General features: G+C 72.4%; 10 protein-coding genes. 6 read left to right on the forward strand and 4 right to left on the reverse strand.

All coding sequences use genetic code 11. The features are described 5' to 3' along the window. Nucleotides 1-156: 156 nt before the first annotated feature. Nucleotides 157-1323, forward strand: a complete 1167-nt coding sequence (locus tag ACYBSK_RS27180; RefSeq protein ID WP_460243685.1) for an alanine--tRNA ligase-related protein — start codon at nucleotides 157-159, stop codon at nucleotides 1321-1323. Between the two features lie 25 nt (nucleotides 1324-1348). Here ACYBSK_RS27180 and ACYBSK_RS27185 read toward each other — a convergent pair whose 3' ends face one another. Beyond that, a complete protein-coding gene (locus ACYBSK_RS27185) occupies nucleotides 1349-1798 on the reverse strand; it encodes an Lrp/AsnC family transcriptional regulator (protein ID WP_457479861.1) in 450 nt (149 codons plus the stop codon). A 116-nt stretch (nucleotides 1799-1914) separates the two neighbouring features. Between ACYBSK_RS27185 and ACYBSK_RS27190 the strand changes: the two genes are divergently transcribed. Further along, the gene (locus tag ACYBSK_RS27190; protein ID WP_460243686.1) at nucleotides 1915-2943 is read left to right on the forward strand and encodes an asparaginase; all 1029 of its coding nucleotides are present in this window, start codon (nucleotides 1915-1917) and stop codon (nucleotides 2941-2943) included. A gap of 1 nt (nucleotide 2944) precedes the next feature. On the opposite strand, the gene ACYBSK_RS27195 is transcribed toward ACYBSK_RS27190, so the two are convergent. Continuing rightward, a complete protein-coding gene (locus tag ACYBSK_RS27195; RefSeq protein ID WP_460243687.1) occupies nucleotides 2945-4267 on the reverse strand; it encodes a radical SAM protein in 1323 nt (440 codons plus the stop codon). A 201-nt stretch (nucleotides 4268-4468) separates the two neighbouring features. Between ACYBSK_RS27195 and ACYBSK_RS27200 the strand changes: the two genes are divergently transcribed. The 3 genes from ACYBSK_RS27200 (at nucleotide 4469) to ACYBSK_RS27210 (ending at nucleotide 9887) form a co-directional block, all read left to right on the forward strand. Next, on the forward strand, nucleotides 4469-5719 hold the full coding sequence (locus tag ACYBSK_RS27200; RefSeq protein ID WP_460243688.1) for an FAD-binding protein: 1251 nt from the start codon (nucleotides 4469-4471) through the stop codon (nucleotides 5717-5719). Nucleotides 5720-5786: 67 nt separating this feature from the next. Next, the gene (locus ACYBSK_RS27205; protein WP_460243689.1) at nucleotides 5787-6992 is read left to right on the forward strand and encodes an ROK family transcriptional regulator; all 1206 of its coding nucleotides are present in this window, start codon (nucleotides 5787-5789) and stop codon (nucleotides 6990-6992) included. A 63-nt stretch (nucleotides 6993-7055) separates the two neighbouring features. Further along, nucleotides 7056-9887, forward strand: coding sequence for a glycoside hydrolase family 2 TIM barrel-domain containing protein (locus ACYBSK_RS27210; protein ID WP_460243690.1), 2832 nt, complete (start codon nucleotides 7056-7058; stop codon nucleotides 9885-9887). A gap of 154 nt (nucleotides 9888-10041) precedes the next feature. On the opposite strand, the gene ACYBSK_RS27215 is transcribed toward ACYBSK_RS27210, so the two are convergent. Together ACYBSK_RS27215 and ACYBSK_RS27220 are read right to left on the reverse strand one after the other, a co-directional pair. Next, entirely contained in the window at nucleotides 10042-12105 is a 2064-nt protein-coding gene (locus ACYBSK_RS27215) for a caspase, EACC1-associated type (protein ID WP_460243691.1), read from the reverse strand. After that, a complete protein-coding gene (locus ACYBSK_RS27220; protein ID WP_460243692.1) occupies nucleotides 12102-12488 on the reverse strand; it encodes an effector-associated constant component EACC1 in 387 nt (128 codons plus the stop codon). Before ACYBSK_RS27220 ends, ACYBSK_RS27215 begins: the two co-directional genes overlap by 4 nt. A 275-nt stretch (nucleotides 12489-12763) precedes the next feature. Here ACYBSK_RS27220 and ACYBSK_RS27225 point away from each other — a divergent pair, with 275 nt between their 5' ends. Further along, entirely contained in the window at nucleotides 12764-14809 is a 2046-nt protein-coding gene (locus ACYBSK_RS27225) for an NAD(+) synthase (protein ID WP_460243693.1), read from the forward strand. Nucleotides 14810-14824 lie beyond the last annotated feature (15 nt).

A 14824-nucleotide genomic window follows, 5' to 3' on the forward strand; every position in this document is an offset into this window, starting at 1 on the left:
ACCGCGCGAGCGACCAGCTCGCCGGTTGCCGCCGCCTGACGTATTCATCCCATCCACCGGCGACCGGAAACGGCCGCCGGTGTTCTCGTTGTCGCAGCTCTGCCCCTCCGGCCGCTTCCGGTGCCTTCCGCCCGCTTCGCGCGAAGGAGACACACCATGCGTACCGAGGACGTCCTGCGCACGTTCACCGAGTTCTACGAGGACCGCGGCCACCGCCGGATCACCGGCTCGACGCTGCTGCCGCCGCCCGGCGACCCGGTCCTGTTCACCACCTCCGGCATGCACCCGCTCACCCCGTACCTGGAGGGCCGCCCCCATCCGCTGGGGCGGCGGCTCGTCAACGTACAGCGGTGTCTGCGCACCACGGACCTGGAGGAGGTGGGCGATCCGACGCATCTGACGGTCTTCGAGATGCTCGGCACGTGGTCGCTCGGCGACTACGAGGGGCCGCGCAGCCTGGAGTGGGGGTACGAGCTGCTCACCGACGGGTTCGGCATCGACCCGCGGATGCTGTACGGCACCGTGTTCGGCGGCGACGAGGACACCGGCCCGGACCACCGTTCGCGGGAGGTGTGGGAGCGGCGCGGGGTGCCGGTCGAGGAGACCGTCGAGGACAACTGGTGGGACAACGGGCCGACCGGGCCGTGCGGCCCCGACTCGGAGATCTTCCTGTGGACGGGTGACACCCCGCCGGAGTCGAGCCCGACGAAGGACGACCGCTGGGTGGAGGTGTGGAACCACGTGACGATGCGTTACCGGCGCCTGGAGGACGGCTCGTTGGTGCCGCTGTCGCAGCGCAACGTCGACACCGGGCTCGGCCTGGAGCGGCTGTCCACGCTGTTGCAGGGCGGCTCCTCGGTCTTCGACTGCGACCTGTTCGATCCGTGGCGGCGGCTGCTTCCGGGGCTGTGGCCGCTGGACGAGCCGTCGTTCCGCGTCGTCGCCGACCACCTCCGCTCGTCCGTCGTGATCGTCGGCGACGGGGTGTCGCCGTCGAACACCGGGCGCGGGTACGTGCTGCGCCGGCTGCTGCGGCGGGTGTTCACGGTGCTGCGCCGCGAGGACCCGACGCGGCGGCTCGGGGATCTGCCGGACGAGCTGGTCCGGCACACCCTGGACCACTTCCGCCAGGACGTGGACCCCTCCACGGTGCGCCGGGTGCTGCTCGACGAGGAGCAGCGCTTCGACCGGCTCCTGGAGCGCGGCAGGCAGGTGCTGTCGCGACCGCGGTTCCGGGGCCCGCTGGGCGAGGAGGACCTGCGCTATCTGCACGACACGCACGGCCTGCCGCGCGATCTGGTGCTGAGCCTGCGGGAGGGCTGATCCCGGCCGGAGGGGCTGCACGCCGCTAGACGGGCAGCCCCTTCGGTTCCTTGACGCGCTTCATGATGATCTGCGAGTTGACCTCGGTCACCCCGTCGAGCGCGGTGAGCTCCTCGATCCACAGCCGCTCGTACGCGGCGAGGTCGGCGACCGCGATCCGCAGCAGGCAGCCGGGGCTGCCGAAGAGGCGGTAGGCCTCGATGACGTCGGGGATGTCCTGGAGCGCGTGCTCGAAGGCCTCGACGGAGGCCCGGTCGCGGCGCACCTCGATGGAGACCAGGACCTCGAAGCCGCGGCCGACGGCCTCCGGGTCGACGATCGCGCGGTAGCCCTGGATGACGCCGTCCTTCTCCAGCTGGCGCACGCGGCGCATGCACGGGGACGGGCTGAGGCCCACCCGGGCGGCCAGGTCCTGATTGCTCAGGCGCCCGTCCTGCTGGAGTTCGCGCAAGATATGCAGGTCGATCCGGTCCATGGCGCAATCATGCACCACGGTTTCCGCGATCATCGGCCAGGATTCGCAATCCGATTGCGCAGATCGCGATTTATCCTTGCTGGAGGTCGAACAAACACTCCCACAAGGCAGGTCACATGGCTCGCATCACCCTCATCAGTACCGGAGGCACCATCGCCAGCCGCTGGCAGGGCACCGGTTACGCCGCCGACGCGGGCGGGGACACCGTGCTGGCCACGGCCGCCGTGCCGGAGGGCGTCGAGGTGAGCGTCGTCGACCTGTTCAACGTGAACAGCTCGCGGATGACGACGGAGCTCCAGCTGACGCTGCTGCGCACCGTGCGCGAGGTGCTCGCCGACCCGGAGGTCGACGGGATCGTGGTCACGCACGGCACGGACACCCTGGAGGAGTCCGCCTTCCTGCTCGACCTGCACCACGACGACCCGCGCCCGGTCGTCTTCACCGGCGCCCAGAAGCCGCTCGGCTCGGCCGAGGGCGACGGCCCGGGAAACATGTACGACGCGCTCCAGGTGGCCGCGAACGCCAAGGACTCGGGCGTGCTCGTCGTCTTCGACGGCAAGGTGCACGCGGCACGCGGCACCGTGAAGACCCAGACCCTCGCGGCGGACGCCTTCGCCGACCCCTCCGGGCAGCCGCTCGGCCGGCTCGGCTTCGGCCGCGTCGACCTGCGCCACAAGCCCGCCCGCCCGGCCCCGCTGCCGCGGCCGGAGCCCGGCGCGGCGATACCCCGCGTCGACATCGTCATGCACCACTCCGACGCCGACGCCACGCTCTTCGAGGCGGCGGTCGCCGCGGGCGCGCGCGGCATCGTGCTGGTCGCCACGGGCGCGGGCAACGCGACGCCTGAGCTGGTCGACGCGGTGGCCGACGCGGTGCGCCGGGGTGTCCTCGTCGCCGTGTCTACGCGCGTATCCGCGGGCCCGCTGGCCGAGATCTACACGGGCGGCGGCGCCGTGGACCTGGTCGCCGCGGGCGCCGTGCTCAGCGGCACGCTGCGCGCGGGCCAGACCCGGATCGCCGTGCTGGCCGCACTCCTCGCGGACGTCACGCCCGCCACCCGCCCGGACCTGCTGCGCCGCCTGATCGACGCGCCGAGCCCGCTGCCCGGCGACCACGAGGAGCCGGCCGAGCAGCGGGCCGCGTAACTCAGAACTCCACGGCCTCTTCGTTCGGCGCGAGGCTGTCCATGAACGAGCTGACCGAGAACACGGCCCGGCCCGCGCCCGCCGGGCCGTAGCCGGGGGGCGAGGAGAGCCCGTGCTCGTCCATGGCGTTGCGGTACGCGTCGAGCAGCCGGATGTGGTACTCCAGCGGCGCGCCGTTCGGGTTCTCCTTGCCGAGCGGCGTCGTCGGCTCGGGGCACCACGTGGTGAAGCGCGGCGTGATGCCGTTCGACATGAAGAAGTTCAGGCCCTCCGTGGTGGAGGCGATCGCCTCGTCGACCGTCTTGAAGCCGAACGGCTCGGCCATCTCGACGCCCGCGACGAAGTTCGGAATCACGTTGCGCGCGCCGAAGACGTCGCGCGACTCCAGGATCCGCTTGTGCCACTCGTCCCGGCCGACGTAGCGCTCCTTGCCGGGGCAGTACATCTTGAACAGGTACTCGTCCCACACCTCGAAGTTCGGGTGGTAGATCTGGACGCCGTAGTCCTTGAAGCGCTGCACGTCGTCCTTGGGCAGCGCCTGGGCGACGACCTTGCCGATCCAGCGGCCCGGGAAGTGCTCCTCGATGGCCTTGGCGTACCGGCCGTAGAAGTCCGCCTCGTCGAGCCCCTGCACCTTCGAGGTGATCGCGCCGCCGGTGAGGGTGTACGCGGTGGAGGCCTTCGCGGTGTCGTACTGGTTGATGATGTCGAGGGCCTCGAGGACCTCGTCGACGTCCTTCACACCCGTGTACGGGCGGCCCGCCGCCTTGTGCTGGCGCCAGTTGTGATTGATGTCGCAGTACTGGCACTCCTCCTTGGCGCCGAAGTACTGGCACACCCGGAACGCGGTCAGGTAGATCAGGTAGCCCCACTGGATCGTCGGGGCCACCTCCATGACCGACTTCCCGTTGGAGAGCTTGTGCCGGTAGTACTCCGGCATCGGCGGCACACCCACGTCGGAGATGCGCTTGCCGTCGAGGTACAGGCCCAGCATGCCGTCCTCGCCCGCCGCGACGCGGTACGGCGAGTTCGGGTTCACGCGGACCGAGACGACGGTGCGGCGCAGCTCGTAGGGGCCGCCGGTGAGGACGATCTCCTCGGGCGGGCGGCGCAGCGCGGCCTCGCCCAGCTCGGGGAGGGTGCCGTGGTCGAAGGAGAAGATGAAGTACGACTTCGGCTTGACCTCGCCGTCCTCGTTGTCGCTCAGCGCGGACGCGTCGAACGCAACGCCGCCACGCAGCAGGTCCTCCTTGAAGACCGCTTCCTTAGGAACGTGCGGGAAGCGCTCCATCAGGTCCTCTACCAGCGCCGTACGGCTCTGCATCCCGTTCTCCTCGACCTTCTGTTCAGGGTTTTCCTCGACTCCTCACGGTACGCCCCGTCCGGCGTTCCCCCCTGACGGGTCCCCGCTCGGGCCAGGACGGGGGCGCCGAGCGCCCCGCCGGCGACAAAGGCGCGGGGTCCGGGGCGGGGCCCCGTGACGTGATGCAATCGCCGCACAACCGTTCCCCGAGAAAGGCATCCCGTGCCTGCCATCACCAACTGGGCCCGCAACATCACCTTCGCCGCAGACCGGCTGCACCGCCCCGGCAGCGTGGAGGAGTTGCGGAGCGTCGTCGCCAAGAGCGCGCACATACGGGTGCTCGGCAGCGGCCACTCGTTCAACCGGATCGCCGACGTGGACGCGGAGCGCGACGGCGCGCTCGTGTCGCTCGGCGCGCTGCCGTCCCTGATCGAGGTGGACACCGCCGAACGCACCGTCCGGGTCGGCGGTGGCGTGCGCTACGCCGAGCTGGCCGCCGCCCTGCACCCGCACGGTCTCGCCCTGCCGAACATGGCCTCGCTGCCGCACATCTCGGTCGCCGGTTCAGTGGCCACCGGCACGCACGGCTCCGGCAACGGCAACCGCTCCCTCGCCGAGTCCGTACGCGCCGTGGAGCTGCTCACCGGGGACGGCGAGTCGGTGACGCTGGCGCGCGGCGACGACGGGTTCGAGGGCGCGGTCGTGTCGCTGGGCGCGCTCGGTGTCGTGCTGTCGCTGACGCTGGACGTGGAGCCGTCGTTCGAGGTCGCGCAGCGCGTGTACCGCGAACTGCCCTTCGCGGAGCTGGACTTCGCCGCCGTGTCGGCGGCGGCGTACAGCGTGAGCATGTTCACCGACTGGCGCGGGCCGCGCTTCGACCAGGTGTGGGTGAAGCGGCGGCTGCCGGAGCCGGAGCACTTCCCGTGGGCCGGGCCCACCGTCGAGGCGCAGCATCCGGTGCCGGGGATGTCGGCGGTGCACTGCACCGAGCAGTTCGGGGTGCCGGGGCCCTGGCACGAGCGACTGCCGCACTTCCGCGCCGAGTTCACACCGAGCAGCGGCGACGAGCTCCAGTCGGAGTACCTGATGCCGCGCGAGCACGCGGTGGCCGCGCTGGGCGCCCTCGACGCGGTGCGGGACCGGATCGCGCCGGTGGTGCAGGTCTGCGAGGTGCGCACGGTCGCCGCGGACACGCAGTGGCTGAGCCCGGCGTACGGGCGGGACACCGTCGCGTTCCACTTCACGTGGGTGGCGGACGCGGAGCGGGCGCTGCCGGTCGTCTCGCTGGTCGAGGACCGGCTGGCGGAGTTCGACCCGCGGCCGCACTGGGGGAAGGTGTTCACGGTGGAGCCGGGGCGGGTCTCGGGGCGGTATCCGCGGGCGGCGGACTTCGCCGCGCTGGCCGAACGGCTGGACGCGGAGGGCAAGTTCAGCAACGCGTTCGTGCGGGCGCTGCTGCCGCGCGGCGCGTGAACCGACTTCTGAAAGCCCTTTCTCCAACCCCTTGTCGAAGTCCCCGGGGCGCTCCTAGCCTGAGCGCATGAAGCGCACGTCCCGCGACATCCGGACGGCGAACCGGTACGAGGTGCTGCGCCACTGCCTCGGCCGGTCCGCCGTCTCCCGGCAGGAGCTGGCCGCCTGGACCGGGCTCAGCTCGGCGACCGTCGCCACGCTCGTCGGGGAGCTGGCCGACCTCGGGATCCTGCGGCCGGTCGGCTTCCAGGACTCGGCGGGCGGACGGCCGCGGGGCCTCGTGTCGGTCGACGCCGGGCGCGGTGCGCTGGTCGGCGTCGACGTCGCGGAGACGTATGTGCACGCCGAGCTGTTCGATCTGAACCTGCGGCCCGTCGCCCGCGCCGACCGCGCACTGCGGCCGGGCGCGCACGCGCCGCAGGACGTGGCCGCGGTCGTCGCCGACGCGGTCCGCGCCCTGCTCGACGCCGGGACCGGCGGGCCCGTGCTCGGCGCCGGCGTCTGCATGCCGGGGATCGTCGACCGACGCAGCGGCGTCAGCGTGTACGCCCCGAACTGGGGCTGGCACGAGGCGGTGCCGCTGCGCGAGCTGCTCGCCGGACACCTGGACGTTCCCCTGTACCTGGACAACCCGCTGCGGGCGGCCACCGTCGCCGAGCTGTGGTTCGGGGCGGCGCGCGGGCGGGACGACGCGGTCGTCGTCAACCTCGGCACCGGTGTCGGCGCCGGGCTCGCGCTCGGCGGCACGCTGCACCGGGGTGTCACCAACAGCGCCGGTGAGTGGGGACACACCACCCTCGTCCTCGACGGTCGGCCCTGCCACTGCGGTGACCGGGGGTGCGTCGAGGCGTACGTGGGGGCGCCGGGGATCATGCGCAACCTGCGGGAGCTGCACCCCGGTTCGGCGCTCCTGCATCCCGACGACCAGACCGCCACGATCGAGGCGGTCGGGCGGGCCGCGGCCGAGGGCTCCGCCGAGGCGCTGGACGTGGTGCGGGAGACCGCGCGGCATCTGGGCGCGGCGGTGGCCGACCTCGTCAATCTGCTCAATCCGGAGGTCGTCGTGCTCAGCAGCTGGGTGGCGGCGGCGCTGGGCGGGCCGCTGGTGAGTGAGGTGCGCGAGGCCGTGGGGCGGCATGCGCTCGCGGGTCCGTGTGCCGCGGCGGAGATCGTGCTGTCGCCGATATCGAGCGGGCCGGTGAGTCTGGGCGCGGCCACGTTCGCGTTGGAGGGGTTCCTGGGCCGCGACATGCCGAGCCCTTCCGGTGAGTGAGGAGCGGAGCCCCGAGGCGTCCGCTCCGTCGACCCGTGTTCGTCGTCTACCGAAGGAGACACCGTGTCCATCGCCTACGTCACCGACCCCTCCCCCGGCACCGGTTCGCTTCCGCCGCGGTCCTGGTACGCGGCGTCCTCGGCTCCGTCGCTCTCCCTGAACGGGACGTGGAGCTTCCGGCTGGCCGGGCGGGCCGACGAGCACGACGACGCCTTCGCCTCGCCGGGGTTCGACGCCGGTGACTGGGGCGAGGTGGCCGTGCCGGGGCACTGGGTGATGCAGGGGGACGGGGCGTACGGCGGGCCTGCCTACACGAACGTGCTGTACCCGTTCCCCGTCGACCCGCCGCACGTGCCGGACGAGAACCCCACCGGCGACCACCTGCGCACCTTCGACCTGCCGGACGACTGGCCCGCCGACGGCGGAGCCGTGCTGCGCTTCGACGGGGTGGAGTCCTGCGCCAGGGTGTGGCTGAACGGGACGGAGCTGGGCGAGTTCAAGGGAAGCCGGCTGCCGCACGAGTTCGAGGTCGGCGAGCTGCTGTCGCCCACCGGGAACGTGCTCGCGGTCCGCGTCCACCAGTGGTCGGCCGGCACGTACCTGGAGGACCAGGACCAGTGGTGGCTGCCCGGCATCTTCCGCGACGTCACCCTCCTGCACCGCCCCGCCGACGGCGTGAGGGACTTCTTCACGCACGCCTCGTACGACCACGGCACCGGCCACGGCACGCTGCGCGTCGACAGTGACGTCGCCGGGCGGGTCACCGTGCCGGAGCTGGGCATCGACGTCGCGACCGGGGAGCCGGTCACCGTCGCCGTCGAGCCGTGGACGGCCGAGACCCCGCGCCTGTACGACGGCGAGCTCGCGACGGCCGGTGAGCGGGTGCCGCTGCGGATCGGCTTCCGCACCGTGGAGCTGTCCGACGGGCTGATCAAGGTCAACGGCACGCCGGTCCTCTTCAAGGGCGTCAACCGGCACGAGTGGCACCCCGAGCACGGCCGTGCGCTCGACCTCGACACCATGCGCCGCGACGTCGAGCTGATGAAGTCCCACAACATCAACGCGGTCCGCACCTCCCACTACCCGCCGCATCCCGCCTTCCTCGCGCTCTGCGACGAGTACGGGCTGTGGGTCGTCGACGAGTGCGACCTGGAGACGCACGGCTTCTGCGAGCAGGGCTGGCGCGACAACCCGGTCGACGACGAACGCTGGACCCCCGCGCTCCTCGACCGCGCGGCCCGCATGGTCGAGCGCGACAAGAACCACCCGTCCGTCGTCCTGTGGTCGCTCGGCAACGAGGCGGGCACCGGGCGCGGGCTCACCGCCATGGCCGAGTGGATCCGCGCCCGCGACCCGGAGCGGCTCATCCACTACGAGGGCGACATCAACTGCCGTGACACGGACGTCTATTCACGGATGTACGCCCCGCACGCCGAGGTCGAGCGGATCGGCCGGGGCCTCGACGGCGGCACGGAGAAGCGGCGCGGACTGCCCTTCATCCAGTGCGAGTACGCGCACGCCATGGGCAACGGGCCGGGTGGACTCGCCGACTACCAGCGGCTGTTCGAGACGTACGACCGGCTCCAGGGCGCGTTCGTCTGGGAGTGGATCGACCACGGCGTCGCCGACGACCGCTACGGGTTCGCGTACGGCGGCGACTTCGGTGAGGAGCTGCACGACGGGAACTTCGTCTGCGACGGGCTGCTGTTCCCGGACCGGACGCCGTCGCCGGGGCTCGTCGAGTTCAAGAAGGTGATCGAGCCCGTACGGATCGAGATCGACGCGGACGCCGGATCGGTCCGGGTCACCAACCGCTACGACTTCCGCGACCTGTCCCACCTGGCCTTCGACTGGACGTACGAGGTGGCGGGCGAGGTCGCCGAGCGGGGCACCCTCACCGCTCCGCCCCTCGGCCCCGGAGAGTCCGCCGACGTGAAGCTGACCTCGCCGTCGGCCGCGGGCGACGGCTACTGGACCGTGCGCGCCCTGGACGGTGACGGCAACGAGGTGGCGTGGGGGCAGAGCGCCGAGCCCACCTCAACCACCGAACTGCCGTTGCCGGTTGGGGCGCGGCCGGCCGCCGCCGACGGCACGGTCGCCCTCGGCCCTGCCGTCTTCGACGCCCGGACCGGCGCGCTGCGCGCCCTCGGCGACGTGGCCCTCGCCGCCGCTCCCCGCCTCGACGTGTGGCGCGCCACCACGGACAACGACGACGGCGCGAGCTGGCAGGACGACGAGCGGCTGGGTCTGCGGTGGCGGGAGTTCGGGCTGCACCGCATGCAACACCGCGTGGACGCCGTGGAGTTGGGCGAGGAGGCGCTCACCGTGCACACGCGGGTGGCGCCCGCCAGCCGGGACATCGGGCTGCGCGCGAGCTACCGCTGGACCGCCGACGAACGGCGGCTGCGGCTGACCGTCTCCGTCACCCCGGAGGGCGACTGGCACCTGCCGCTCCCCCGGCTCGGCGTCCGACTCGGGCTTCCGGTCGGCGACTTGGGCGTGCGCTGGTTCGGCGGCGGGCCCGGCGAGGCGTATCCCGACACGCGCCAGGCGGCGCGGCTCGGCCGCTGGGAGGCGGACGTGGACGCGCTGCACACCCCGTACGTGCGGCCGCAGGAGAACGGGGCGCGCGTCGGCGTCCGCTGGGCCGAGCTCGGCGGCCTGCGCATCGAGGGCGAGCCCGCGTACGCGCTCACGGCCCGCCGCTGGACGACGGAGCAGCTCGACGCGGCGACGCACCGGACGGACCTGACGCCCGGTGACACGCTGTGGGTGCACCTGGACCACGCCCAGCAGGGCATCGGCACGCAGTCCTGCGGCCCGGGTGTGCTCCCGCAGTACAGGCTCACGCCGGAGCCGGCGGAGTTCACGTTCGTCTTCACCCCGTTGACGTAGCCACCGGTACGTTCGTGTCGGCCGAGGCAGCGGTCCCGTCGCCGCCCCGGCCGACCTGACGACCGCCCTGGGGGGCAGGGGCGAAGCGGTCGTCTGCACGTCAGTCGCCGCCGGACGCGGGAAGGTTGCCGCCGCGCCACCTTTTTTCTCGCGGTCAGAGATCGACGGCGAAGGAGTACAGCCGCGTCGTCTGCGCCTTGCTGCGGTTGTCGTCCGAGACCAGCAGCAGATGCCTGCGGCCCTTGAACTTTCCGGACTCGACGGTGTCGCCGAGGGTCATGCCCTCCACGTTGTCCAGCAGCTCGTTCGACTGCGGGTTCCCGGCGTCGCTCACCTCACCGGGGCTGCCCTCGGGGCAGCGGGCCAGGTCGAAGAGGGGGCGGCCGGCGATGAAGACGTCGGCGGGCGCGCGGTAGAGCTGCTTCTTCTCGGTCACGTCCTGGGCATCGGCCAGCGAGAGGTCCTTGACGTGCACCGAGTTCCCGAGCCCGGCCACGTACTGCCGTTCCAGGGCGAGCAGCCGCGTGTCGGAGACCGCCACGAGGTCGGCGAGGCCGAGGCCCTCGTCGCCGCGGTAGGCGAACTGGGCGTCGGGTTCGTAGCCGCCGTCGGACTGCCGCTCGTAGCGCTGGATGCGCATCAGGTTGCGGCCGCGCTCGTCGCCGTCCCCGGCGAGCGGTGACTCCAGCGCGACGAAGAGGTACTTGTCGCTCGGCGACAGGGCCATCGCCTCGATGGTGCGGCCCGCCGTCGCGGCGCCCTTCGGGTAGATCTCGAAGGCCTTGGGGATCGGCAGCGGTTCCCCCTTCTGGCGGCCCGTGCGCAGATCGAAACGGCGGATGGTGGGGTCGGTCTCGCCCGCCACGAGCGCCGTGCCGCCGTCCTTCTCGACGGCGACCGCCTCGGCGTCGAACCAGCCGCCCAGGGAGCCGCCCTCGGCCGTGCGCAGGGTGCGCGCCCGCTCGGCCCTCGGCGCCAGCGCGTCGGGCGAGCCGAAGCGGATCGGGAAGATCCGCACGGCGTCGTTGTCGGCGACCGCGTACGCCAGCCTCGATTCGTCGGGCGCGTACGCGAGTCCGGACAGGCCCGCCACCGGCTCGTTGTCGACCTCCGTCTTGTCGAGCGCGTCGGAGTGGTCGAGCAGGGCCGCGCGGGCGGAACAGGCGCCGCGCGCCTCGTGGTGCGGCTTCGGCGCCGGTTCGTCGAGCCGGTCCTGGACGTAGGGGACGCCGAATCCGGCGGCGAGGCCGAGCACCAGACCGATCGCGACGCCGAGGGCGAGACGGCCCCGCTTCGGCGGCGGCGCGGGGGCCGGGGGCGGGGCGTGGACGGGGCGGCGGGCGGCGTTGCGGACGACGGCGTAGTCGCCCAGCCCGTTCTCGTCCGTGCACAGCGGGGCCGCCGCGTCGCTGCGGTCCTGCTCGGCCACCCAGTCCTCGACGCGGGTCCGCACCCGCTGGTAGATGTCCTTCAGGGTGATCGCCTCGCCCGCTCCGGGGTCCGGGTCGCCCTCTTCGAGCACGTCGACGAGGGCGCCGGTGAAGACCGAGCAGCGGTCGGGGTCGGGGGCGTGCGAGGCGCGGTTGTGCGGCGAGGAGGCCATCAGGTACAGGCCCTTGAGGTCGCGGACGGAGCGGGCCGCGAGGTCGGCGCCGCTCTCGCCCCCGGACATCCGGCTGTCCCGGGCCCACTGGGCGCTGTAGCAGCAGTCCAGGACGAGCACGGTCCGGGGCGCGGGCGAGCGGTTGATGGCCTTGCGCACGTACATGGTGTCGACGCAGGTCTCCGGCTGGCCGCGCTCGGTGCCGGGCAGCGTCAGGAACAGCCGGTTGTCCTCGCCCTCGCGCACGCCGTGGCCCGCGTAGTAGACGAACAGCGTGTCCTCGGCCGCGAGCCTGCCCGCGACCTCGATCGCCGCGGTCACCTCGCGGGCGGCGACGGGGTTGGGCAGGACCCGGACCCGCTCCTCGGGGAAGCCGCCGATGTCGGGGTCGGTGAGTACGTCCCGCAGCCGCCGCAGGTTGTGCTCGACGCTGTCGAGGCGCTCCATCGTGTCGTGCTGGTAGTCGTTGACCCCGATCAGCAGGCACGCCGACTTCTCCGGGTCGATGCGCCGTTCGCCACCGGTGCGCTGCGGACCGACGGACCCCGCCTCGGCGCCCCTTTCGGGTTCCACGCGCCGCGCCCCGTTCCTCGCGGCGCCCCCGGCGTGCGTCATCGGGAGGCTCCGTCGTGACCGTCACCATCGCCTTCGCCGTCGCCGTCGCTCAGTCCGGCGTCGCGCAGCAGCCCGCGGATCCGGTCGACGTCCTCGCCCCGTACGACGAACGTGATCTCCCCGTCGTGCCCCCGGCTGCGCCACCATGCGCGCGCGCTGTGCGTCACGTCGATCGCCAGGGACACCACGCCGCAGGTGACGCCGACCCACTCCAGTACGTCACCCATCGCGCCGGGCCGGGCCGCGTACGCGCTGTCGACGCGCGCCCCGGCGGAGAGCAGCTCGTCGTCGTCCTCCAGCCAGTCCCGGAGCGACTCCAGTTCCCGGGCGCTCTCCGCCCCGGTGTCCCCCGCGCCCCGCGGGACCGAGAATGTGATCTCCACGCTTCCCCCTGTTCGCGTGCCCTCCGCCCGCGCCACGAAGACGCTTCCACAATTCCCGTACCCCGTAAGGGAATCGAGGGGAAGTCTCCCCGCACGAGGTCCCTGCCGAACCACTTCGGCCACGTCTCGATCAGGAAACCGTCACTTCCCGGCCGACTCCCGTCAGAACAGTTCACACACCCGTCCGGAATCCCGAACCCCGGCGCCCACCACGCCGATCACCCCCGGCCGGGCCCCGGCGCGCAGCGTCCCGGCCCGGTTGACATCATGGACGGGTGAACTTCCGGTCGATCTACAGTCACGGTTTCGCGCGGATCGCCGCGTGCACCGGCCACGCCGCCATCGCCGACCCGCGCACCAACGCGGAGGCCGTCCTGCGTCAGGGCCGCCGCTGCGCCGAGGACGGAGTCGCCGTCGCCCTCTTCCCCGAGATGGGCCTGTGCGGCTACTCCATCGAGGACCTGGTGCTCCAGGACCCGGTGCTCGACGAGGTGGAGCAGGCGCTCGCCGACATCGTCACGGGCTCCGCCGACCTGCTCCCGGTCCTCGTGGTCGGCGCCCCGCTGCGGCACCGCAACCGCATCTACAACTGCGCCGTGGTCGTGCACCGCGGCCGGATCCTCGGCATCGCCCCCAAGTCGTACCTCCCCACCTACCGGGAGTTCTACGAGAAGCGCCAGATCGCGGCGGGCGACGACGAGCGCGGCGGCACGATCCGGTTCCGGGGCACGGACCTCCCCTTCGGCACGGACCTGCTCTTCGCCGCCGAGGACGTCCCCGGCCTGGTCCTGCACGCGGAGGTCTGCGAGGACATGTGGGTCCCCGTGCCGCCCAGCGCGGAGGCGGCCCTCGCCGGCGCGACGGTCCTCCTCAACCTCTCCGGCAGCCCCATCACGGTCGGCCGCGCCGAGGACCGCAAGCTGCTGTGCCGCTCGGCGTCGGCCCGCTGCCTGGCCGCGTACGTGTACGCCGCGGCCGGCGCCGGGGAGTCCACCACGGACCTCTCCTGGGACGGCCAGACCATGATCTACGAGAACGGGGTGCTGCTCGCCGAGACGGACCGCTTCCCGCTGGGCGACCAGCACGCCGTCGCCGACGTCGACCTCGACCTGCTGCGCCAGGAGCGCCAGCGCATGGGCACGTTCGACGACAACCGCCGCACGCACGCCGCGCGCACCGGCGACTTCCGCCGGATCACCTTCCGCCTGGAGGCCCCCACCAGCACGGACCTGGGCCTCAAGCGCCGCGTCGAGCGCTACCCGTTCGTGCCCGCCGACGCCGAGCGCCTGGCCCAGGACTGCTACGAGGCGTACAACATCCAGGTCTCGGGCCTGGTCCAGCGCCTGTCGGCGATCGGCGACCCGAAGATCGTCATCGGTGTCTCCGGCGGCCTGGACTCCACGCACGCCCTGATCGTCGCGGCCCGCGCGATGGACCGGGCGGGCCGCCCCCGCACGGACATCCTGGCCTTCACGATGCCGGGCTTCGCGACGGGCGACCACACCAAGTCCAACGCGCACGCGCTGATGAAGTCCCTCGGCGTCACGGCCGCCGAACTCGACATCACGGACACCGCCCGCCTGATGCTCCGCGAGATGAACCACCCCTTCGCGGACGGCGAGCCGGCCTACGACGTCACCTTCGAGAACGTCCAGGCGGGCCTGCGCACCGACTACCTGTTCCGCCTCGCCAACCAGCGCGGCGGCATCGTCCTCGGCACCGGCGACCTGTCCGAGCTGGCGCTCGGCTGGTGCACGTACGGCGTCGGCGACCAGATGAGCCACTACAACGTCAACGGCGGCGTGCCGAAGACGCTGATCCAGCACCTCATCCGCTGGGTCGTCAGCAGCGACCAGTTCGGCGACGAGGCCGGAAGGATCCTCACCGCGATCCTCGACACGGAGATCAGCCCCGAGCTGGTCCCCGGCGAGGAGCTCCAGTCCACCGAGTCGAAGATCGGCCCGTACGCGCTGCACGACTTCACGCTGTACTACGTGCTGCGGCACGGCTTCCGGCCCTCGAAGATCGCGTTCCTGGCGTGGCACGCCTGGCGCGACGTCGAGGCGGGCGAGTGGCCGCCCGGCTTCCCGGAGGACAAGCGCGGCGCGTACGACCTCGCGGAGATCCGGCACTGGCTGGAGTACTTCTGCCGCCGCTTCTTCCAGTTCGCGCAGTTCAAGCGCTCCGCGATGCCGAACGGCCCGAAGGTCTCGGCGGGCGGCTCCCTCTCACCACGCGGCGACTGGCGCGCCCCCTCGGACAGCAACGCAAGGGTATGGCTCCGAGACCTGGCCCGCTGGGAGTGGCCCGAGGGAGTGTGATCCATCGGGACTGTG

It is taken from the genome of Streptomyces sp. BYX5S (assembly GCF_054724165.1).